This is a genomic window from Pseudomonas sp. NPDC086278, from assembly GCF_050280905.1.
In the GTDB taxonomy this organism is placed as follows: Bacteria; Pseudomonadota; Gammaproteobacteria; order Pseudomonadales; family Pseudomonadaceae; genus Aquipseudomonas.
On sequence record NZ_JBNNWE010000032.1, the window covers coordinates 28,936 to 48,742 of the forward strand.

16 protein-coding genes are annotated in these 19,807 nt (G+C 59.1%); 13 read left to right on the forward strand and 3 right to left on the reverse strand.

The features are described from left to right. Window positions 1-204: 204 nt before the first annotated feature. Window positions 205-1,611 (reverse strand): DUF2252 domain-containing protein, encoded by a 1,407-nt coding sequence (locus ACQKP4_RS12605; RefSeq protein ID WP_427633530.1) that lies wholly within the window; start codon window positions 1,609-1,611, stop codon window positions 205-207. On the opposite strand from ACQKP4_RS12605, the gene ACQKP4_RS12610 reads away from it, so the two are divergent. From ACQKP4_RS12610 to pelG, 13 genes are all read left to right on the forward strand, one after another. Further along, window positions 1,610-1,837, forward strand: coding sequence for a hypothetical protein (locus ACQKP4_RS12610; protein WP_427633532.1), 228 nt, complete (start codon window positions 1,610-1,612; stop codon window positions 1,835-1,837). The genes ACQKP4_RS12605 and ACQKP4_RS12610 overlap by 2 nt on opposite strands. Before the next feature lie 292 nt (window positions 1,838-2,129). Continuing rightward, a complete protein-coding gene (locus ACQKP4_RS12615; RefSeq protein WP_427633534.1) occupies window positions 2,130-2,480 on the forward strand; it encodes a hypothetical protein in 351 nt (116 codons plus the stop codon). Window positions 2,481-2,487: 7 nt separating this feature from the next. Continuing rightward, on the forward strand, window positions 2,488-2,967 hold the full coding sequence (locus ACQKP4_RS12620; RefSeq protein WP_427633535.1) for an HIT family protein: 480 nt from the start codon (window positions 2,488-2,490) through the stop codon (window positions 2,965-2,967). A 383-nt stretch (window positions 2,968-3,350) separates the two neighbouring features. After that, window positions 3,351-3,602 carry a helix-turn-helix transcriptional regulator gene (locus ACQKP4_RS12625; protein ID WP_427633537.1) on the forward strand — a complete coding sequence of 84 codons (252 nt, stop codon included), beginning with the start codon at window positions 3,351-3,353 and terminating at the stop codon, window positions 3,600-3,602. Then, window positions 3,599-4,798 carry a type II toxin-antitoxin system HipA family toxin gene (locus tag ACQKP4_RS12630; protein WP_427633539.1) on the forward strand — a complete coding sequence of 400 codons (1,200 nt, stop codon included), beginning with the start codon at window positions 3,599-3,601 and terminating at the stop codon, window positions 4,796-4,798. The genes ACQKP4_RS12625 and ACQKP4_RS12630 overlap by 4 nt, the downstream gene beginning before the upstream one ends. Before the next feature lie 444 nt (window positions 4,799-5,242). Continuing rightward, window positions 5,243-6,175 (forward strand): NAD-dependent epimerase/dehydratase family protein, encoded by a 933-nt coding sequence (locus ACQKP4_RS12635; protein WP_427633541.1) that lies wholly within the window; start codon window positions 5,243-5,245, stop codon window positions 6,173-6,175. 62 nt (window positions 6,176-6,237) lie between these two features. Further along, window positions 6,238-9,051 carry an endo alpha-1,4 polygalactosaminidase gene (locus ACQKP4_RS12640; protein ID WP_427633543.1) on the forward strand — a complete coding sequence of 938 codons (2,814 nt, stop codon included), beginning with the start codon at window positions 6,238-6,240 and terminating at the stop codon, window positions 9,049-9,051. Beyond that, entirely contained in the window at window positions 9,029-12,622 is a 3,594-nt protein-coding gene (locus ACQKP4_RS12645; RefSeq protein ID WP_427633545.1) for a tetratricopeptide repeat protein, read from the forward strand. The genes ACQKP4_RS12640 and ACQKP4_RS12645 overlap by 23 nt, the downstream gene beginning before the upstream one ends. A gap of 28 nt (window positions 12,623-12,650) precedes the next feature. Next, window positions 12,651-13,169, forward strand: a complete 519-nt coding sequence (locus tag ACQKP4_RS12650) for a penicillin-binding protein activator LpoB (RefSeq protein WP_427633547.1) — start codon at window positions 12,651-12,653, stop codon at window positions 13,167-13,169. 5 nt (window positions 13,170-13,174) lie between these two features. Beyond that, window positions 13,175-14,542 (forward strand): PelD GGDEF domain-containing protein, encoded by a 1,368-nt coding sequence (locus ACQKP4_RS12655; protein ID WP_427633549.1) that lies wholly within the window; start codon window positions 13,175-13,177, stop codon window positions 14,540-14,542. Further along, window positions 14,520-15,509, forward strand: a complete 990-nt coding sequence (locus tag ACQKP4_RS12660) for a HEAT repeat domain-containing protein (RefSeq protein ID WP_427633551.1) — start codon at window positions 14,520-14,522, stop codon at window positions 15,507-15,509. The genes ACQKP4_RS12655 and ACQKP4_RS12660 overlap by 23 nt, the downstream gene beginning before the upstream one ends. Beyond that, entirely contained in the window at window positions 15,506-17,020 is a 1,515-nt protein-coding gene (gene pelF / locus ACQKP4_RS12665; RefSeq protein WP_427633553.1) for a GT4 family glycosyltransferase PelF, read from the forward strand. Before ACQKP4_RS12660 ends, pelF begins: the two co-directional genes overlap by 4 nt. Further along, window positions 17,021-18,391, forward strand: a complete 1,371-nt coding sequence (gene pelG / locus ACQKP4_RS12670; RefSeq protein WP_427633555.1) for an exopolysaccharide Pel transporter PelG — start codon at window positions 17,021-17,023, stop codon at window positions 18,389-18,391. Between the two features lie 208 nt (window positions 18,392-18,599). Here pelG and ACQKP4_RS12675 read toward each other — a convergent pair whose 3' ends face one another. Together ACQKP4_RS12675 and ACQKP4_RS12680 are read right to left on the reverse strand one after the other, a co-directional pair. Continuing rightward, window positions 18,600-18,977: a DUF6124 family protein gene (locus tag ACQKP4_RS12675; protein WP_427633557.1), complete on the reverse strand. Its 378-nt coding sequence runs from the start codon at window positions 18,975-18,977 to the stop codon at window positions 18,600-18,602. 384 nt (window positions 18,978-19,361) lie between these two features. Then, window positions 19,362-19,565 carry a hypothetical protein gene (locus ACQKP4_RS12680; protein ID WP_427633559.1) on the reverse strand — a complete coding sequence of 68 codons (204 nt, stop codon included), beginning with the start codon at window positions 19,563-19,565 and terminating at the stop codon, window positions 19,362-19,364. Between the last annotated feature and the right edge of the window lie 242 nt (window positions 19,566-19,807).

Genomic DNA, 19,807 nt, shown 5'->3' on the forward strand with positions numbered 1-19,807 from the left:
ACCGGGTGTCGGGGGATGGAACGCAAGAATTGCCCGGGCGCGATGAAAACTCAAACACCACGGGCTTTTGACAGGCAAAAAAAAGCCCGCGGGGAGAGCGGGCAAACCGTAGTTTCTTGAATGAGCGAGGGCAATGTACCGGTTACCGCACGGCCGTGGGGTGAAGAAAAGTTCATGTAGATCAACAGCCACGGGCCAGTGCGGTTACGGCAGGTGATCCGCCGCAAAGTCTGCCTCGGAACGGGCACGCAATCGCCCCTTGCGACACGCCTGCTGAAAGCGTTCGAAGTCGCGGTCGTTCTGTTCGGCATATGCCTTCGCATATTTGAGCAGTGCATCGGCCAGCGCATCGCTTTTGCCGATGTAACCGCTGATCAGCGCCGCATGCCCGGACGCTTTGGCATGGGCACGGGCGAGGGCGCGACCACAAATCCGTCCGTAGGCCGCAAAGGCTTCGGCGTCGAAGGTTTCCAGTTCGGCCGAGACTTTCATGTCGCGCAATTGACGCACATAGAAGTGCCGCTCGTTGGGGCCGGTGGTCCAGCCGAGAAACAGGTCGCTGGCCGATTGCATCAACCGCTGGCCATCGACCACACGCTGCCCGTTGTGGCGCACGCGGGACTTGGCCTTTACATAGTCGGCAAGCACCGAGCGCCGCGCTTCTTTGAATTGCAGGAACAGCGGGAACTCTTGCTCGTCGGTCAGCAGCGCCACCAGGCAGCGAGTACCGACACTGCCGACACCGACCACTTTGAACGCCATGTCCTGCACCTGAAAACGCGACAACAGCCCGCGTCGGTCAGCTTGCAGCGTGTTGCGATAGTCGCCCATCAACGTCTCGTAGAGCGGTCGCCAGTCGGCAAGTCGCAGCCAGTCATCGTCGGCATCCAGCAGCGTGGTGTTTTTGTGCAGGTGGAAAATTTCCGGCAGGTCATCGCGAATGATCAGGCGCCCGTGGGCGTCACGCTCGCTGATTTTCGGCAGCAGCTCGGCATGCGTGCGGCGCTCGGCCTTGGCGATGGCGCGCTCGACGTGTTCCACCGTGGCTTTAGTCGCTTGCTGGCGCAGATCGTCGTAACTGATGGACTCGTACCAGTTTTCCAGCGCGCTCTGCTCGGCGCACTCGACCATGGTCTGTTGATACGCGGCGACCACCTCGCGGCAGACGCTTTCTTCCACGGTTTCGCCATGACGCAAGTCGCGCGCGGCCACCATGAAACTCGCCACCAGGCGTTTGACATCCCACTCCCACGGGCCGGGATGCACCTCGTCGAAATCGTTGACGCTGAACAGCAGATTGCGCTCGGGCGTGGCGAAACCGCCGAAGTTCATCAAATGACAATCACCGCAAATCGTCGACACCAGCCCCATGTTCGACGTCCCGGCCAGATCGTGCGCCTGCAACAGTGCGTTGCCACGGTAGAAAGCGAACGGCGAGACCAGCATGCGCCCGTAACGCAACTCGATCAGAGAATTAACCCGGCCCTCGCTGGAACGCTTGATCAGGGGCAGCGGGTCGCGATTGATTTTTCCGGTGGCGGCCTGAGTGCTGCGAGGGCATTTCTTTCGAGCGTCTTTGCCCTGCTTCAAGCGGTCTTTGAGGGTGGTCATGGGGGCTCTTTTGATCGACGTTTTAGGCGAGTTTGAGCTGAGTGTAGATGGGCTTTGCGGGTTTATTTCAGGTATTCGGGGCGCGATTGAATCTTCGCTTGGCAATCTGTTTTCAGGCGTAGCTCAGCCATGCCTTGGAAAGGAATGCCATTGGCAACAGTTGTTTGGACAGGATGGCGGGGACGTTAATTATTTTGAAGTAGGGTTGTATGTCAATGTTTCGTAAACGCGATATTACACTTTAGATGTTGCGCATACGAAACTTCATGTTTGCTTTGTATCAGGTTCACTTGAACGGTGTGGCTCCGTAGAATCAGGCAGTACGATGTGTAGATGATAATAAGACTTGAACTCATCTCGTTGCGCCTGTTAGCATTCGATGGCTTCTTCTTTTCGAATAATATAAATGGATTTTAATATGCGAAATATTACAGCTGTTGGTTTAATGCTTTTTGCTGCGCAGAGTTTTGCAACAGATAACAAGCCGAGCGAGCAGAACAAATCGGACTACTTCCTGCATGTTGGGCCGTGCCAAGAACTGTCACGACTTGCTCCTGGCAGTAGATAGGCTTGATGCGCTGAAAGTGCTGATTATTTGGTTGTGGTGGAATCGGTTCGCTGACAGCATTGAACCTGGCAGGCGCGGGCATCCCTCACTCGAAGTAATTGTTTTATTGATGAAATTCAATGGCCGAAATCCAGGTTTTATTGGTCCAAGTTTCGGGCCTTCGAATACTGAACTTGCTGGAATGATTGCATCGTTTACGATCAATTATGTAATTGGCAAAATCCCAAACCGAAACTGGTCGCAAGGTCTTAACTATCTTTGGGATTCGATGGTGTTTCCAAGAAAATCAGTAAGAGGCTGATGCCAAAATGCCGTGTATTTTTTGCGATATTGTCAGTGGAAAATCTCCAGGCCACAAAATATGGGAAGATGAGAAATATATAGCAATACTATCAATCTATCCAAATACTGAGGGGTTTAGTGTGGTTTTACCTAAAAAGCATTACCCCAGTTATGCCTTTGACCTTGACGACATAACGCTCGGAGAGTTAGTTATTGCCTCAAAAAAGGTAGCGAGGTTAATAGACCAAGCATTCAATGATGTTGGCCGGACCGGGATGATTTTTGAAGGGTTTGGAGTCAACCATGTGCATTCAAAGTTATTTCCAATGCATGGTACTGGCGGTAAGACAGAATGGAGTGAAGTTAAATCTAATGTTGATAAATTTTTTCTAAATTACGAAGGCTACATATCCTCCCATGATCATGATCATGATCATGATCATGATCATGTTCGTGAAAGCGATGATAGATTGAAGGAAGTAGCGAGAAAGATAAGTGGTCATTAGTGGTGGTGACTATGCTTATTCATTAATTACTTAAAATTGTCGGAATTTTTGTGGTGCTTTAAGAATGGTGATTTCTTATCGCTTCTGATCTGTGCTACCAGGCCTGCGCAGGCTCACGACGGCGCCACGAACCGCCACTGCCATCCTCCCAACCTGCGCCATCGCGATATCCCGAATGCGGCCTCCGTCAGATACCTCGCCAAATCACTCGTCATCCCACTCGCCGAGGCCGACGACTCGCGGGCATGCTTGCCTTGTTTCAAGTGGACTTTGAGGCAATTTTCGTTGGGGTTTGGCTTGAGGTAAAAGCGAATTTGGGTTTTGGAGTCGATTAAATGTCCTGAATACATTACATTCACCAATAAATGTCACGGTAACTGAACATGGACCACGCTCTTTTAATCTCTCGATTGGGCAAGCTAATACGCGAAAAACGTATAAATCGAGGTTTCACCCAGGCAAAACTGGCTGAGCTGGCCGGCCTTACTCGCCAGAAAGTCATTGCGGTGGAACAGGGCACTTTATCGGTCAGCATGCTTGCCTATGCGCGGGTACTGGGCGCACTTGATTGTGAGTTCGCCGTGGTCCCGGCCGCGATGCCGACGCTTGAAGAACTTGCGGAGTTGTTTGAATGAAAATGAATTCACTCAATGTCAGTACGCCTGAAGGGCACAGCGGCCGGATGCTGATCAGTTCCGGGGATTTCATTTTCCGCTACGACGAAAATGCATTACCTCCCGCAGCTATCAGCCTGTCGATGCCTGTGCGAGCGGACGAGTTCAGAGCCCGAGATCTGCACCCGATTTTTCAAATGAACCTGCCTGAAGGTTATGTCCTGGAACAACTGCGTAACCGCTTGGCTAAAACTGTCAACGTTGATCCGATGCTGCTGCTGGCGCTTTCGGGCAGTAGCTCACCGATTGGGCGGGTTCAGGTGCGTTCCGAAACGGTTGACACTTTGCTCGCCAATCACCCATTCCCAGGCGAAAAACTCGAAGAGATTCTGATGTGGGACGGCACGGAAGATCTTTTCGAGGAGCTGCTTGATCGCTACATCCTGCGCGCCGGCATTTCGGGTGTTCAGCCTAAAGTGCTGGTGCCTGAACAGCGTGAAGCCGGGCTGGCGCGGGTCACGTCGAAAACGTCGGACTTGATCATAAAAAGTGGTCGTGAAGAATTTCCGGGTCTTGCGATCAACGAGTTCCTTTGCATGTCCATCGCCAAGGAGGCGGGGATACCCGTGCCGGAGTTTTTCCTGTCCGACAATACGCAGCTCTTTGTGATGCGTCGCTTTGATCGAGACGATCAATTGAACCCGATTGGTTTCGAGGACATGGCCGCGTTGATGGGGCTTTCGGCGGATCAGAAGTACAGCAAGAGTTACGCGGCCATCGCCAAAGCGGTGCGGCTGTTTTGCCCTGCCGAGCACCAGCGTTCATCCCTTGATCAACTGTTCGATAGCGTCGCCCTGAGCTGCATCGTCGGCAACGGTGATGCTCACCTTAAGAACTTTGGCTTGCTCTATTCGGTGCCGACGCAGCGCGATGCGCGCCTGGCGCCGGCATACGACATCGTCAACACCACGGCCTATATTCCTGAAGACGTGTTAGCGCTTGATCTGGCGGGAAACAAATCATTGTTTGCCTCCCGCCAGGGACTGCTGGAGTTCGCGCAGACGTGTGAAATCGACCAGCCCAAAGCGCGTATCCAGACACTACTGGCGGCCGTGGAAGTGGTGCTGCAACGTAATCCGCAACATCACGAGCGGGCGCCGCATGTTGTCAGGGCCATTCAGCAGGCCGCTGCACCGTTCGCGATGACCTTTCGGTAAATCGAGAGCGCTGCTGATGGCTTGCTGCGCTCAACCCCAGCCTCGTCCCTTCTTCTGACCCTTTGCCAAAAAGCATGTAAACCCCCGCCCCAGACCCAGTCTGCCGCTCCGGAGTGGCATTTGTATGACAGATTGTAACTAATAAATGTCGTCAAATTAGTGGCGTTTTCGCGGGAAAATTACCGGTCGGCGATATATTTGACAAAGTATTGACAGTGTCAGTTTGATCTCACATTATCGGCGGCGTTTTGCTGGCCTTGCGCCATGGAAACGACACATTGACGTGCCAGTTTGAATGCTGATCTTGAACCAACCGCAAGGGCGGACGGTCGCATTCGAGGGCAGGATCGGCTAAATGCCATCAGTCCGGACGACGATGTCTACAGACCACTGTTAGCGGACTCTCGCCTCAGTAATCCGCTTGAATCTTCAGGAAGAAACTTCATGTTTGTCGAGCGTGTACTGATCACTGGCGGTGCGGGATTCATCGGTTCTCACCTGGTCGAAGCGCTGTTGGCCAAGGGTTATAAAGTGCGTGTGCTGGATAACCTGTCGACCGGCAAGGTCGGTAATTTGCCGATGGGCAATGCCAACCTGAACGTGGTGGTCGGTGATGTCGCCGACATCGATGTGGTGGCGCAAGCCATGCGCGATTGCAGCGCCGTCGTGCATCTGGCTGCCGTTGCTTCCGTACAGGCGTCGGTGGACGATCCGGTCGGCACCCATCAAAGCAACTTCGTCGGCACCCTCAACGTCTGTGAAAACATGCTGAAGGCGGACATCAAGCGCGTGGTGTTTGCCTCGAGTGCGGCCATCTATGGCAACAACGGCGAAGGCTCGGCGATTGACGAAGACACGCCCAAAGCGCCGCTGACTCCCTACGCCGCCGACAAACTGGCCAGTGAGTATTACCTGGACTTTTATCGCCGCGAGCATGGCCTGGAGCCAGTGATCCTGCGCTTCTTCAACATCTTCGGTCCACGCCAGGATCCGTCGTCGCCGTACTCCGGCGTGATCAGCATTTTCACCAAGATGGCCATGGCCGAGCGGCCGGTGGCGGTGTTCGGTGACGGCGGACAAACCCGAGACTTCGTCTACGTTAAAGACCTTGTGAGCATTCTGGTGCAGGCGGTGGAGGCGAACGAGCCCAAGCCTGGCGCGGTGAATGTCGGCCTCAGCCGTTCCACCAGTCTCAACGATTTGATCACTGAATTGGGCAACGCGACCGGGAGCCCTTTGCAGGTGACTCATAACGCGCCACGTCAGGGCGATATTCGCCATTCGCGCGCCAACAATGCTCGACTGCTCGAGCGATTCAAGCTGACGGAACCGACTTCAATCGGCGACGGTCTAGCGCAACTCATCCGCAGTTTGTAACGCATTCGGCTCACTGCCCGACGTTCAAGCGGTATCAGCTCAGTCATTCTCAAGAGTGCGTTATGGAAATCGTTTTTCGCAGGACGCGTGTCCGCTCGGCCGCTAAACGGCTATTGGCTGCCATCGCGCTAATCGTGAGTGGCCCGGCCGCCCAGGCCGCTGCCTTGCCACAACCCTCCAGCGTGACGTTCTGGTACGCCGATCAGCCGCCGATCTCTGAACTCGCGCAGTTCGACTGGTCGGTGGTCGAGCCGGGGCATATGTCCAAGGGTGACGTCAAAACCCTGCGCGATCTGGGCAGCCAGCCGTTCGCCTACCTGTCTATCGGCGAGTTCAGCGGCAGCAAGGATGACATCGAAAAGGCCCACCTCAGCGGCGCCGTCAGCCCGGTGCGCAACGGCGCCTGGGACAGTCAGGTGATGAACCTCGCCGCGCCGGCCTGGCGTGAGCATTTGTTCAGTCGCGCCAAGACCTTGCAAGCCGAAGGCTACGCGGGGCTGTTCCTCGACACCCTCGACAGCTTCCAGCTGCAACCCGAGGCGGCGCGTGAACCTCAGCGTCAGGCGCTCGCCAGTTTCCTGCGTGAATTGCACCAGCGTCAGCCGAACCTGAAGCTGTTTTTCAACCGTGGCTTTGAAGTGCTGCCCGAGCTCGATGGCGTCGCCGCTGCCGTGGCCGTCGAGTCGATTCACGCCGGTTGGGATGCCAGCGCCAAGCGCTATCGCCCGGTGCCGGAAGCCGATCGCCAGTGGCTGGAAACCCAGATCCAGCCGCTGCGCGCCAAAGGCATTCCGCTGGTCGCCATCGACTATTTGCCGCCGGAGCGTCGCGACGAAGCGCGCAAACTGGCCAAGCAACTGCGCGATGAAGGCTTTATTCCGTACATCGGTACGCCCGAGCTGGATTCGATGGGCGTCAGCAACATCGAGGTTCAGCCGCGCCGGGTGGCGATGCTGTACGACCCGCGCGAAGGTGACCTGACCCGCAACGCCGGGCACACGTTGCTCGGCGGCTTGCTCGAGTACCTCGGCTATCGCGTGGATTACCTGCCGGTCGACGGCAACCTGCCGGCCTATCGCTTCAGCGGTTTGTACGCCGGTGTCATTACCTGGATGACCAGCGGGCCGCCCGACGATGCTCCGGCGTTCAACAGCTGGATCGCCAAGCGCCTGGACGAGCAAGTGCCGGTGGTGTTCTTTTCCGGTCTGCCGATTCAGGACCCGCTGCTGCTCAAACGTCTGGGCCTCAATCGTTCGACGCCCATCAGCACGCAAGCGCTGAGCATTACCTATCAGGACAAGGCGCTGATCGGAGCGTTCGAAGCACCGGTGCAGCCCCGATCCCGTGACCTGACACCGATCTCCCTGCTGCCCAAAGGCCCGAAAGCCGCGCTGCTGTTGACCGCTGCTGACGGCCAGACCTTCACGCCGGTGGCGGTCGCCGATTGGGGCGGCTTGGCGCTGGCGCCCTACATTCTCGAAGCGAACAACGAACGCAGCCGCTGGATTCTCGACCCGTTCGCGTTCCTGCAAGCCAGCCTGCGCCTGCCAGCGCAACCGCGCCCGGACACCACCACTGAAAACGGTCGACGCATCGCCACCGTGCACATCGATGGCGATGGTTTTCCCTCGCGCGCCGAAGTGCGGGGCACACCGTATGCCGGCAAACAGGTGCTCGACGATTTCATTCGGCCCAATCCGTTCCTGACCTCGGTGTCGGTGATCGAAGGTGAAATTTCGCCGCGCGGGATGTTCCCGTTCCTTGCCCGCGAACTGGAGCCGATTGCTCGCGAATTGTTCGCTGACCCGAAAGTCGAAGTCGCCACGCACACCTTCAGCCATCCGTTTTTCATGCAACCGGAAGCCGCCAGAAAACGCGAAAATTTCACCCCGGAATACGGCCTGAAAATGGCCATCCCGGGCTACGACAAAATCGATTTCCGCCGCGAGATTTTTGGTTCGCGCGACTACATCAACCAGCACCTCACCACCCCGGACAAACCGGTGAAGATGGTGTTCTGGCCGGGTGATGCGCTGCCGTCGGCGGCCACCATCAAACTGGCGTATGACGCCGGGCTGAAGAACGTCAACGGCGCGGAGACCATGCTGACCAAGGCCAACCCGTCGCTGACCGGTCTGAACCCGTTGCTGCGTCCCACCGAAGGCGGCTTGCAGTACTACGCGCCGATCATCAACGAAAACCTCTACACCAACCTGTGGAAAGGCCCGTACTACGGCTTTCGCGATGTGATCGATACCTTCGAACTCACCGACAGCCCGCGCCGCTTGCGCGGCCTGCACCTGTATTACCACTTCTATTCGAGCACCAAGCAGGCGTCGATCAAGGCCATGGCCGAGATCTACGGCTACATGAAAACCCAGGAGCCGATGTCGCTGTGGATGAGCGATTACCTGGATCGTCTGCACGGTTTGTATCAGGCGAGCATGGCCCGCACCGCCGATGGCGCCTGGCAGATTCGCGGGATGGATGCGCTGCGCACGCTGCGCCTCGACCCGCAAATGGGCTGGCCGGACCTGATGCGCTCGCAAGGCGTTGCCGGCGTGCGTGACTTGCCGCAAGGCCGTTATGTGGCGCTGAGCAGTGATCACGCGTTGCTGGTGTTGCGCTCTGATCGGGACAACCGACCGGCGCTGGAGGAGGCCAACCTGCCGTTGGTGGAATGGCGCTACGTGGATGAGCGCCAGGTGGATTTCTCGTTCGCCGGGCAGGTCGACCTGAGCTTCTCCGTGCGGGCGGCGGGCACGTGCCGGGTTGAAGTGGCCGGACAACATTTTGCAGGCAAGGCATCCGCCGGTCTGTGGACTTTTCAATTACCAATGAAGCAGGTGAGTCATGGTCAACTCTTCTGCATCTAATTCCTCGGCAACTAAAAGCAGCCGCCTGCTCAATCCTTGGGCATTGGCGGTGGTGGCGGTGGCCGTGGGCGGCCTGCTGTGGGTAACGTTCCAGCGCGAGGCAGTGTTCCAGCCCGATGGCCGCGAGCCTGATGCGGTGTCGGCCAACTACGCCGAATTGCTGCTCGCTTCGCACCCGGATGACGATCACTTGCGTTTGCAACTGGTCGATCTGTTGATCCGTCTCGGTGACTACACCAAGGCCCGTCAATACCTGGAGAGCTGGCCGAAACCGGAGCTTGGGTTGCAGGCGTATTACCGTCTGGAACTCGATGCCCTGGAAGCGGCGAAAGCCGAAGATCCGGTCGCGCAGAAAGCCTTGATCGAACGCCTGCAAAGCTTCGATCACCGCATGCTGCCGGTGCCGCAGTTGCAGAACCTGGCGAAGCTCGCGTTGACGCTACAGGCGCCAGCCTTCGCCGCCAGCGTCTACGAAGAAATCGCCGAGCGCGATCCGGCTCTGCGCATCGAGTCGCTCAAGTCGGCCGCGCAGTGGTATCTGGGCGGTGAACAACCGGGGCGCGCCGCTGACATTTACCTGCTGCTCAAACAGGACAGCCAACAAGCGTCCGAGCGTCGTGAATACGCGCAACTGGCCTTCAACAGCCTGTTGGCCGCCGGCCGTGGCGAGCAAGCAGCGCGGGTACTTGCCGATGAACTGGAGCAACTGAAAGATCCGCAAGCCGATTCGCCATGGCTGGAGCAGGGCGTCGATGTCGCGGTCGGCAGCAAGCGCTTTGATCTGGCGCAGCGCTTTCTGGATCAGTGGCGCGTGCTGCAACCGGACAACCCGCAAATCCAGCGCAAGGAATTCAGCATGCGCCTGGCCCTCGGCGACCTGGCCGGTGCCTGGGAAACGGGCGAGCAACTCGTCGCCGAACACCCGGACGACCAGGCGCTGATCGAACAGATGGCGCATCTGGGCGAATGGCGTGGCGACGGTGAAGCCGCGTTGGCTTACTGGATTCGCTTGCTGAAACTGCACGAAGACCCGCAAACCCGCGAACACGCTTGGCGTCTGGCGAGTCAGCAATATGACTTCGATCAGGCGATCCCGTTACTGGCGCAAATCATGGACCAGCGTGCGCTGACCGACGTCGAACTCGATGCGCTGATCTACGGCCACGAATCGCGTGGCACGCCGACCGAGGCTGAAGCGTGGCTGCGTGCATACGTGAGCAAATACCCGGCCCATCGCCTGGCCTGGACCCGCTTGGTGCAAAACCTCGAAAACACCGAGCAGTACGCCAAGAAGACCGAGGCTTACAAGACCTACGCGAAACGGTTTGCGCTGACCACCACCGAGCGCATCGACTGGGCCAACACCTACCTCAAGTTGTTTGATAACCAGTCGGCGTGGGCGGTGATGCAAATCGATACGCGCAAGATCACCGACGAAGAATATTGGAGCCTGCGCTCGTCGCTGGCCTGGGATCTGGAACTCGACAGCGAGTTGCAGACGTCGCTGGAACGGCTCCTCGCGCTCAGAGGCTCGCTCACCTTGGGCGACGAAGGTCAGTTGATCACGATGTATCGCGCCAGCGATCCGAAGCGTGCGTTGACGCTGATGGTCGGCAGCTGGCAGCGCACGCACAACCCGCAGCGGCTGGTTGAAGCCTTGCAACAATCCCAGGATTTGCAGGACTGGACGCAAGTGGCCGCCTTGCTCAAGGACGCCGAACAATACCCGGACGCTAACGAGCAAGCTCAGGTCATGGCCATCCGTGGCGCATTGGCGGTAGAGCAAGGGCAAACCGAGGAAGCCAAACGGCTTTACCTGCTGGGCTTGGCGCGATACCCGGATGACAACCAGTTCCGCGAGCGCCTGATGTGGCTCTACATCGATCAGGGCGACACCAGCGCGCTCAAACCGTTGCTGACGCAATGGCGCAAGCAGGCGCGCGAAGACCGGATCCTGTGGCTGCCGTTCGCCAGTGCCAGCCAGTTGCTCGGCCGTGAAAGCGAAGCACTGGCCTGGTATCGCATGTACCTCAAGACCAGTCCGCAAGACTGGCTGGTGCGCGCGGCCTACGCCGATGCCCTCGAAAGCGCCGGTTACCGCGATGCCGCGCAACGTCTGCGCCTGAAGCTGTTGCGCAGCCCTGAAGGCGAAGACATCAAGCCGTCGTCGCAGCGCTACGGGATCTGGTTGCGCCTGATGGCCAGCAGTTATTCGCCGGGCAAGGCCGCGCAGGAAGTCGCGAAGTGGCACGACGGTTCGCCGGCCATGCTGCAACTGTGGTTTGAGCGTTTGCTGGCGCGTCTCGACGCGACGAACCAGGAATCACAGAAAGACCAGTGGCTGGATTGGGCGCGCAGCCAAGGTTTGAAAGTCGAGCGTTATGAACAAATCCAGCAAGCCTTGCGCAGCCGTAACAAGCAGCAAGTGGAAACGCTGTTGGCCAGTGATGACTTGAACCCGGCGCAACGCGCTCAGGCCCTCAGCCGTCTCGGTCGCTTCGGCGAAGCCCTTGACCTCAGCCAGTCGTCGCTGGGTGACGATCAACCGGCGGCCGTGCGTGAGCAACTGCGCCGTCAGGCGGTTGAGCTTCAAGAGTTGACGCCGCAAGGCGTGCAGTTGTCCTTGCATCAGCAGGACTTCGGCGGTCTGGATTACACCGGGCCGCGCCTGGAAGTGGCGCATAACCTGGGCGATAACTGGTACGCCGACGTTGAGCTGGAGAACGGCACTTACAACAGCGATCAACTGATTGAATCGCGCATGGGCGACGAGCATAACGCCGCGCTGACCCTGCAACGATTCGTCGAAGACGGCAGCTACAAACTGTTCGCCGACACCAGTCAACGCAAGGACGACGACCGCAATGGTCTGGGCCTTTCCCGGATCTGGCAGTTGGGCGCCAGCAATCAGATCGAAACCGGCCTGGACTGGAATCGCAAAAGCGAAGACAGCGGCCTGATGCGCGCTTTCGGTCAGCACGACAGCCTGTGGGTCGGCGGTCGTCATGGCTTGTCGGCGCGGGATCAGATCAGTTGGGAAGTGGCGCAGAAATCGTTCTCGACCCGAGCCGGCGATGACCTGGGCAGCGGCCAGGAACTGAAGATGGAATACAACCACACGCTGGAATTCGCCGGGCCGAACTGGACCGTGCGCAGCGGTGTCGATTACCAGCACAACAACGTGAAAGACCGCGAGCTGAGTTACCTGTCCAGCGCCAACGGCGGCCCGGTGAAAAACGTCAATAACTCGGACGATCCGGCGATTGTCACCGCCAGCGACCTGCTGCAAAGCCGTTACGGTCAACTGTATGTCGGCAGCTCATGGCGTCGCGGTCTGCCGGGCGCGCTGGTGCGTACACGTCCGCAATACACCTGGCTGGTGGACGTGACGGCGGGTTGGCAATGGCTGGATCAAACCTTCAACTACGGCATCAACACCGGGATCGGCGTCGAAGTGCTGGGCGATGACGAATTGGCCTTTACCTTCGGTTACCAATCCGCGCCACAGGGCGGGGATGGGCAGGCCGGCGGAACACTGGGTGTGAGCTACGGCGTGCGCTTCGGACGCTGATCATGAAATGTTTACGGGAGAAAAACTGATGCAAGCAATTCGTAATCTGAGCCTGGCTCTGGCAGTCCTGTTCGTCGCCGGTTGCGCCAGCTTCACCGGCGACACCAGCCCCAACCTGCCACGCACTGCAAAGTGGGGCGTGGTGCCGATGATCAACTATTCGCAGACGCCACAGGCCGGCGAGCGCAGTGAGCAAATCCTGCTCAGCGTACTCAGCAGCCACGGCTTGCAACCACGGGTCTACCCGGCCAGCACTCAGGGCGAGCAAGCACTGATGGACGATAACGAACGCCTGGCCGGCGCCCTCGATTGGGCCCGCGATCAGAAGCTCGATTACGTGCTCTCCGGCAGCGTCGAAGAGTGGCAATACAAGAACGGTCTGGACGGCGAACCGGCGGTGGGCATCAGCCTGCGCGTGCTCGAAGCCAGCACCGGACGTGTGCTCTGGAGCAAAAGCGGCGCCCGCGCCGGCTGGTCCCGTGAAAGCCTCGCCGGCACCGCGCAGACGGTGCTCGACACACTTGTTGGCGCCCTTCGGTTCGAGTGAATGCAATGAATTCTCCCCACATGGATTACAGCCTCGCGCCGCGTGCCAGCGGCCCGGTGTCTTGGCTGGAAACGCTTTTGGTCACCGGCGCGGCCATCGGCCTCGGCTTGTGGCTGACGCCGCAGGACCCGTTACAAATGCACGCCGGTTTTCCCTGGCCGGTGCTGGCGCCGCTGTTGATTGGTGTGCGTTACGGTTTTGTGCGCGGCCTGGTCAGTGCCAGCCTGTTGGTGATGGCGTTGTTCGCCCTGCGCTACACCGGGCATGAAGGCTACGCGCAGCTTGATCCGTCGTTCATTGTCGGCGTACTGGTCAGCGGCATGCTGGTGGGCGAGGTTCGCGATCTGTGGGAGCGGCGCTTGCAGCGTCTGCAGATGGCCAACGATTACCGCCAGTATCGTCTCGACGAATTCACCCGCGCGCACCAGATTCTGCGGGTCTCTCACGACCTGCTGGAGCAGCGCGTGGCGGGCAGCGATCAGAGCTTGCGCAGTTCGTTGCTGGGCTTGCGCGACAAGCTCCGTGTGATGCCGGACGAAGGTGATGCGCTGGTGGCGCTGGCCGAGCCGATTGTCACCCTGCTGGGTCAGTACGGCGCCTTGCGCGTGGCCGGTTTGTACCGCGTCGACGAGCGTGAAGAACATGTCTTGCCGCAAGCGTTGGCGACCATTGGCGTCATGGGGCCGTTGGGCACCGAAGACGGTCTGGTCAAGCTGTGCCTGGAGCGCGGCGAACTGGTCAGCGTGCGTCAGGAATTGATTGATGCCGGCAGCTCGGCGCAGTTCTCGTCGTTGCAGGCCTGCATTCCGCTGATCGATGCCGAAGGTCGCCTGCTGGCGATTCTGGCGGTGCGGCAAATGCCGTTTTTCGCCTTCCAGGATCGGACCCTGAGCCTGTTGGCGTTGCTCGCCGGCCATATCGCCGACCTGCTGCGCCGCGACCCGCAAGTGCTGCAACTGGCCGACGCCGATGCGCAGCAGTTCACGTTGCAGCTCAAGCGTTCGCTGGTCGACGTTGAACAGCACAAGCTGGCGGCCGGGTTATTTGCGTTCGAAATGACCCGCCCCAACGATGAGCTGTCGCGTCTGTTCGAACGCAGCCAGCGTGGCCTCGACCTGCAACTGCCGCTGCGCAACAACCGCGATCATCAGCTGTTGCTGGTGCTCTTGCCGTTGACCAGCCCGCAAGGCACCGAAGGTTATCTGGCGCGCATGAACCTGTTGCTGCACGAACACTTCGGCATTGAAAGCAGCCTGGAAAGCCTCGGCGTTCGCGTGCTGCCGTTCAATTTGGAGCCTGGCTGTGAACGCGACGGGCTGCGTAATTTCCTGTTCAACGAGTGTGGCTTGAATGATCAGCAAGTGGCTGTTTAGCGGAGCCTTGTTGTTAGAGGCGGGCAGTTGGGCCAGTTTGTGGGTCGCTGCGCCCGAGTTACAACAATTGCTGGTGTTCACCTTCAGTCATGGTCTGGCGTGCGTGATGTTGTGCGCGGCCGTGTGGCTGTTGTTGCCGGCGCGTTATCGTTCGCCGCTGCCGTGGAGCCCGCTGTTTATTTTCAGCCTGGCGTTCTTCGTGCCGGTACTCGGTGCGGTCGGCGTGGTGGCGGCGATTTTCCCGGCGCTGTACTTGCCGCGCAAACGCGACAAGCAGGCCTGGCAAGCGGTGGGCATCCCGAAACTGCCGTACCGCGCGCAACTGCAAGTGCACTCGCCGATCTTTGCCGACGGCGGTTTGCAGGACGTGCTGCGTCATGCGCCGGACCCGGATCAGCGTCTGGCCGCGTTGTTGGCCACGCGCCGCATGCCCGGCAAAGAAGCGGTGCCGATCCTCAAACTGGCGCTCGGTGATCCGAACGATGACGTGCGGCTGCTGGCGTATTCGATGCTCGACAAGCAGGAGAGCGACATCAACCTGCACATCCAGATCGCCCTCGGCGAACTGGTCGACGCCACGCCCCAGGCCGCCGGTTTGCTGCACGGTCGGTTGGCGCGTTGGTATTGGGAGCTGGCGTATCTGGGCCTGGCGCAAGGCAGCGTGCTCGATCACGTGCTGAACCAAGCCAGCGAACACGCCGAGCTGGGCCTGGCGGCGGGCGAGGAAGGTGAGCTGGTGCTGTTGGCCGGTCGCATCGCGCTGGAGCGCGGCAACATCGAGCGCGCTGAAGTGCTGCTGAGCCTGGCGCAGGAAAACGGCATGGGCGCCGCGCAAGTACTGCCGTTCCGTGCCGAGCTGGCGTTCGAGGCCGGGCGTTACCACGAAATCCCCGGCCTGCTCGCGCGCCTTCCCGAGGAAACCCGTCAGCGGCCGCCGTTCGCCGCATTGGTCAGGAGCTGGACATGATGCACAAGGAACAGGCACCGGTGGCCGACATCTGCCTGCTGCTCGAAGGCACTTGGCCTTACGTGCGCGGCGGCGTTTCCAGCTGGATTCACCAGATGATCCTCGGCCTGCCGGAACTGACCTTCTCGGTGATGTTCATCGGTGGTCAGCGCCAGGCCTATGGCGCGCGGCGTTACGAAGTGCCGGGCAACGTGTTGCACATCGAAGAAGTGTTCCTCGAAGACGCCACGCATCAGGCCCACTCGCTGAACGATCCGCGCGTGGCGGACGCACAGCAGTTGCAGGATTTGTATCGCTTCCTGCATCACCCGGAGGCGCCAGACCTCGAATTGGGCGAACGCCTGCTCGATTGCATCGCCCAGGGCCGCATGACCCTTGACGATGTGCTGCGCAGCCGCGCCAGCTGGGAAACGCTGAGCGAAGGCTATCGCCAGCACTGCGCCGACCCGTCCTTCGTCAATTATTTCTGGACCCTGCGCTCGATGCAGTCGCCGTTGCTGATGCTCGCCGAAGCGTCGCGACGGATGCCGAAAGCGCGGGTGCTGCATTCGATTTCCACCGGTTATGCGGGTTTTTTGGGGTGCATCCTCAAGCAGCGCTGGAACTGCACGTACCTGCTCAGCGAGCACGGCATCTACACCAAGGAACGCAAGATCGACCTGGCCCAGGCCAGTTGGATCGCCGAGAGTTCCGGCCAGGCACTCAACCGCAGCCTCGATGCCGGCTCGGGTTACATCCGCACGTTGTGGGTGCGGTTCTTCGAGCGCATTGGCCAACTGACGTACAACAGCGCCGACAACATCATCGCGCTCTACGACGGCAACCGTCAGCGGCAGATCAAGGACGGCGCCAACCCGTCCCGCACCCAGGTCATCCCCAACGGCATCGACTTGCCGCTGTGGACCGAAGCGCTGCAATCGCGCGCGCCGGGCATTGCCCCGGTGGTCGGCTTGATCGGGCGTGTGGTGCCGATCAAGGACGTCAAAACTTTCCTGCGGGCGATGCGCGGCGTGATCAGCGCCATGCCGCAAGCCGAAGGCTGGATCGTCGGACCGGAAGAGGAAGACCCGGAATACGTCAGCGAATGCCGCAGCCTCATGGCCAGCCTGGGCCTGGAGGGCAAGGTGCATTTCCTCGGTTTCCAGCGCATTCAGGAAATCCTGCCCAAACTCGGGCTGATGGTACTGACCTCGATTAGCGAGGCGCAGCCGCTGGTGATCCTCGAAGCGTGGGCCGCCGGTACGCCGGTGGTCAGCAGCGACGTCGGTTCGTGCCGCGAGTTGATCGAGGGCGGCAGCGCTGAAGACCGCGACCTCGGGCACGCCGGCAAAGTGGTGGCGATTGCCGACCCGCAAGCCACGTCCAACGCGATCCTTGAACTGTTGCGCAGCCCGCGACGCTGGCAGGCCGCCCAGGCCAGCGGCTTGTTGCGGGTCACTCGTTATTACACCGAAGCCTTGATGCTGCAGCGTTACCGCGACCTGTATCAAGCCGCCATGGAGAACAGCTAAATGGCTGGTATTGGCTTTGAACTGCGCAAAATCCTTTCGCGCGATTCCTACACCGCAACCTTGCACGCCTACGTCTACGCCGGGCTGATCAGCTCCGGGCCGTGGGTGTTGTCGATCATCAGCGTGATGCTGGTGGGGATCATCAGCATCGGCTTGCTGCTGCCGAACGCATTGGTCGGGCAATTCCTGGTGACGGTGACGTACCTGATGGCCAGTTCGTTGATCCTGACGGGCGGCTTGCAGTTGTTCTTCACCCGCTTCGTGTCCGACCGCTTGTTCGAGCAAAAATACGATCAGATCCTGCCCAACCTGTTGGGCGTGTTGCTGCTGGTCACATTGGGCGCCGGGGTGCTCGGGATTATCGTGCTGGCGACGTTGTTCGATCAACCGCTGACCTACCGCGTGCTGGTGCTGGCCAACTTCGTGGTGCTGTGCAACCTGTGGCTGGTGATCATCTTCCTTTCGGGGATGAAGGCCTATAACCGCATTCTGCTGGTGATGCTGGTGGGCTACACGCTGATGGTCGCGAGTGCTTACCTGCTGAGCTTTTTGCAGATGCCGGGCTTGCTGCTGGCGCTGTTGATCGGGCACAGCACGCTGCTGTTTCTGTTCCTCTACGACATCCTGCGCGAGTACCGCGCCGAGAAATTGATCGCCTTCGATTTCCTCGACCGGCGCAACGTGTTCCTCAGCCTGCTGGCCACCGGTTTCTTCTACAACCTGGGCATCTGGATCGACAAGTTCCTGTTCTGGTTCAACCCCGGCACCTCCAACGAAATCGTCGGCCCGCTGCGGGCGTCGATCCTCTACGACTTGCCGATCTTCCTCGCGTACCTGGCGATCATCCCCGGCATGGCGGTGTTTCTGGTGCGCATCGAGACCGACTTCGCCGAGTGGTATGACCGTCTGTTCCGGGCGATTCGTGAAGGCGAGACCTTGCAGCACATCGGCCAGCTGAAAACCGAAATGACCTTGTCGATCCGCCAGGGTTTGCTGGAAATCTGCAAGGTCCAGGGGCTGACGGCGGTGCTGTTGTTCCTGTTCGCCCCGCGCTTGCTGGACTGGTTGGGCATCTCCAGTTACTACCTGCCGCTGTTCTACATCGACCTGATCGGTGTGAGTATTCAAGTGGTGTTCATGGCGCTGCTCAACGTGTTCTTCTACCTCGACAAACGCACCGTGGTACTGGAACTGTGCGTGCTGTTTGCGGTGTTGAACGCCATGTTGACGCTGTTCAGCATGTACCTCGGCCCAAGCTTCTTCGGGTACGGGTTTACCTTGTCGTTGCTGATCTGCGTGTTGCTGGGTCTGCACAGGCTGTCGACCGCGCTGGAAGACCTGGAGTACGACACGTTCATGATGTCGCGCTAAGCCTTTTCGCCGCACAAAAAAGGCACTGGCGATCAAATCGCGCAGTGCCTTTTTTTTGCCCGATGATCGCGGATTTGACGACCTGCACAAATCCAATGTGGGAGCGGGCTTGCTCGCGAATACGGTTTGTCATTCAACATTGATATCAACTAATACACCGCGTTCGTCGGAACGCCACCCGGAGCAAGCCCGTTCCCACAGTGGGGGATCAACTGCGCGGCAAAGCTTTCGGCACTTCAACGTTATCCAGCATCCGGTTCACCGCCAGCTCCGCCAGCATCACAATCTGCTGAATCGCCATCGCGGTATGCCGATGCGGCCCTTCCAGATACCCGGCAAAATCACTCGTCATCACACTCGCCGAGGCCAACGACTCACAGGCATGGGCCAACAGGTCTTCGTCCTTCATGTCCGGCGACACGAAAAACATCGTGCTCGGTTTGCGGGGGGCGGGGGACTTCAGGTTTAAGGGTTTGAGGTAATGATCGAGCGCGCGGTCAGCGGCATCGTTGAGTTTTTTTGAATCGGGGAATTCGTAGGGGGAAACGTCGTCCGCTAGGGGCGGATTGGGTGTTGGTTTGATCATTGCAAAAGCTCCTGAATAATTGGAGCTGCCACTTTTCGTTTCCAGGCGAGTGGGTGGCAGCTGTGCGCGGGCTGGAAAACCGAGGTAGGAGCTAACCCTTGGCAGACCCGAAGGCCTCCCGCACACAGCCGCCATAACTTAGAACTGCTGGCCGAAAAAACGCCGCAGTATGTCATGCAGACTACTGATTAGCTCATTCCTCGGGTTTCCAGACCCGGTCGCTGATGAGCAGCGACCGGCAGAGACTATCCACTCATCTTCCTACCTGACAACCGCCGGAACGTGTCGGAAAGCTCTGTGAGAATCACGAGGTCTGTAGGATCGGTGCGAGATTTTTTGTTTAAAAAAATGCTTCCAGCGCCAGAAGATTCGTCGACCCCGAACCTAGTTCGAAGCCCCAACCCCAAACTTCAAACCGCCCCAATTCCAATCCTTCGACTCTTTCGTGTAACAACCGGGCTGATTCACAGGCTCGGCATCACAGGCAATGCGCCCGTTCTTGCTGGTGTCGGTGGTGCGGTCGTTGTAGTGCGCGCACCCGGACATCAGGGACAGGGTTAACGCGACAAACAGAACGTTGAGTTTCATGGCGGCTTCCTTGCGAGTAGATCGGATGAGTAGGGCCTGGGCTGTTTAACCACGCATCAACAGGCGCCTCAGTCATACCTTATTGAACCGGTTCAGACCCAGGAAATTCCAGGCCCCGGAGAGGATAGCTTCCTGTGGACGATACAGGCGCACGGTGTAATTCCAGTCTTTCATGGGCGGCAGGCAGCCGCGTGCCAGGGGAGGACTGTTGTTTCCTCCGTTCGTCCAATGCTTGGCACTTG

Coding starts and splice junctions, on each gene's coding strand:
- ACQKP4_RS12630 (WP_427633539.1), top strand. CDS start 3,599: ATGAAAATGAATTCACTCAATGTCAGTACGCCTGAAGGGCACAGCGGC.
- pelG (WP_427633555.1), top strand. CDS start 17,021: ATGGCTGGTATTGGCTTTGAACTGCGCAAAATCCTTTCGCGCGATTCC.
- ACQKP4_RS12640 (WP_427633543.1), top strand. CDS start 6,238: ATGGAAATCGTTTTTCGCAGGACGCGTGTCCGCTCGGCCGCTAAACGG.
- ACQKP4_RS12635 (WP_427633541.1), top strand. CDS start 5,243: ATGTTTGTCGAGCGTGTACTGATCACTGGCGGTGCGGGATTCATCGGT.
- ACQKP4_RS12660 (WP_427633551.1), top strand. CDS start 14,520: ATGATCAGCAAGTGGCTGTTTAGCGGAGCCTTGTTGTTAGAGGCGGGC.
- ACQKP4_RS12620 (WP_427633535.1), top strand. CDS start 2,488: ATGCCGTGTATTTTTTGCGATATTGTCAGTGGAAAATCTCCAGGCCAC.
- pelF (WP_427633553.1), top strand. CDS start 15,506: ATGATGCACAAGGAACAGGCACCGGTGGCCGACATCTGCCTGCTGCTC.
- ACQKP4_RS12655 (WP_427633549.1), top strand. CDS start 13,175: ATGAATTCTCCCCACATGGATTACAGCCTCGCGCCGCGTGCCAGCGGC.
- ACQKP4_RS12625 (WP_427633537.1), top strand. CDS start 3,351: ATGGACCACGCTCTTTTAATCTCTCGATTGGGCAAGCTAATACGCGAA.
- ACQKP4_RS12645 (WP_427633545.1), top strand. CDS start 9,029: ATGGTCAACTCTTCTGCATCTAATTCCTCGGCAACTAAAAGCAGCCGC.
- ACQKP4_RS12650 (WP_427633547.1), top strand. CDS start 12,651: ATGCAAGCAATTCGTAATCTGAGCCTGGCTCTGGCAGTCCTGTTCGTC.
- ACQKP4_RS12605 (WP_427633530.1), bottom strand. CDS start 1,611: ATGACCACCCTCAAAGACCGCTTGAAGCAGGGCAAAGACGCTCGAAAG.
- ACQKP4_RS12675 (WP_427633557.1), bottom strand. CDS start 18,977: ATGATCAAACCAACACCCAATCCGCCCCTAGCGGACGACGTTTCCCCC.
- ACQKP4_RS12615 (WP_427633534.1), top strand. CDS start 2,130: ATGTTGGGCCGTGCCAAGAACTGTCACGACTTGCTCCTGGCAGTAGAT.
- ACQKP4_RS12680 (WP_427633559.1), bottom strand. CDS start 19,565: ATGAAACTCAACGTTCTGTTTGTCGCGTTAACCCTGTCCCTGATGTCC.
- ACQKP4_RS12610 (WP_427633532.1), top strand. CDS start 1,610: ATGGGGGCTCTTTTGATCGACGTTTTAGGCGAGTTTGAGCTGAGTGTA.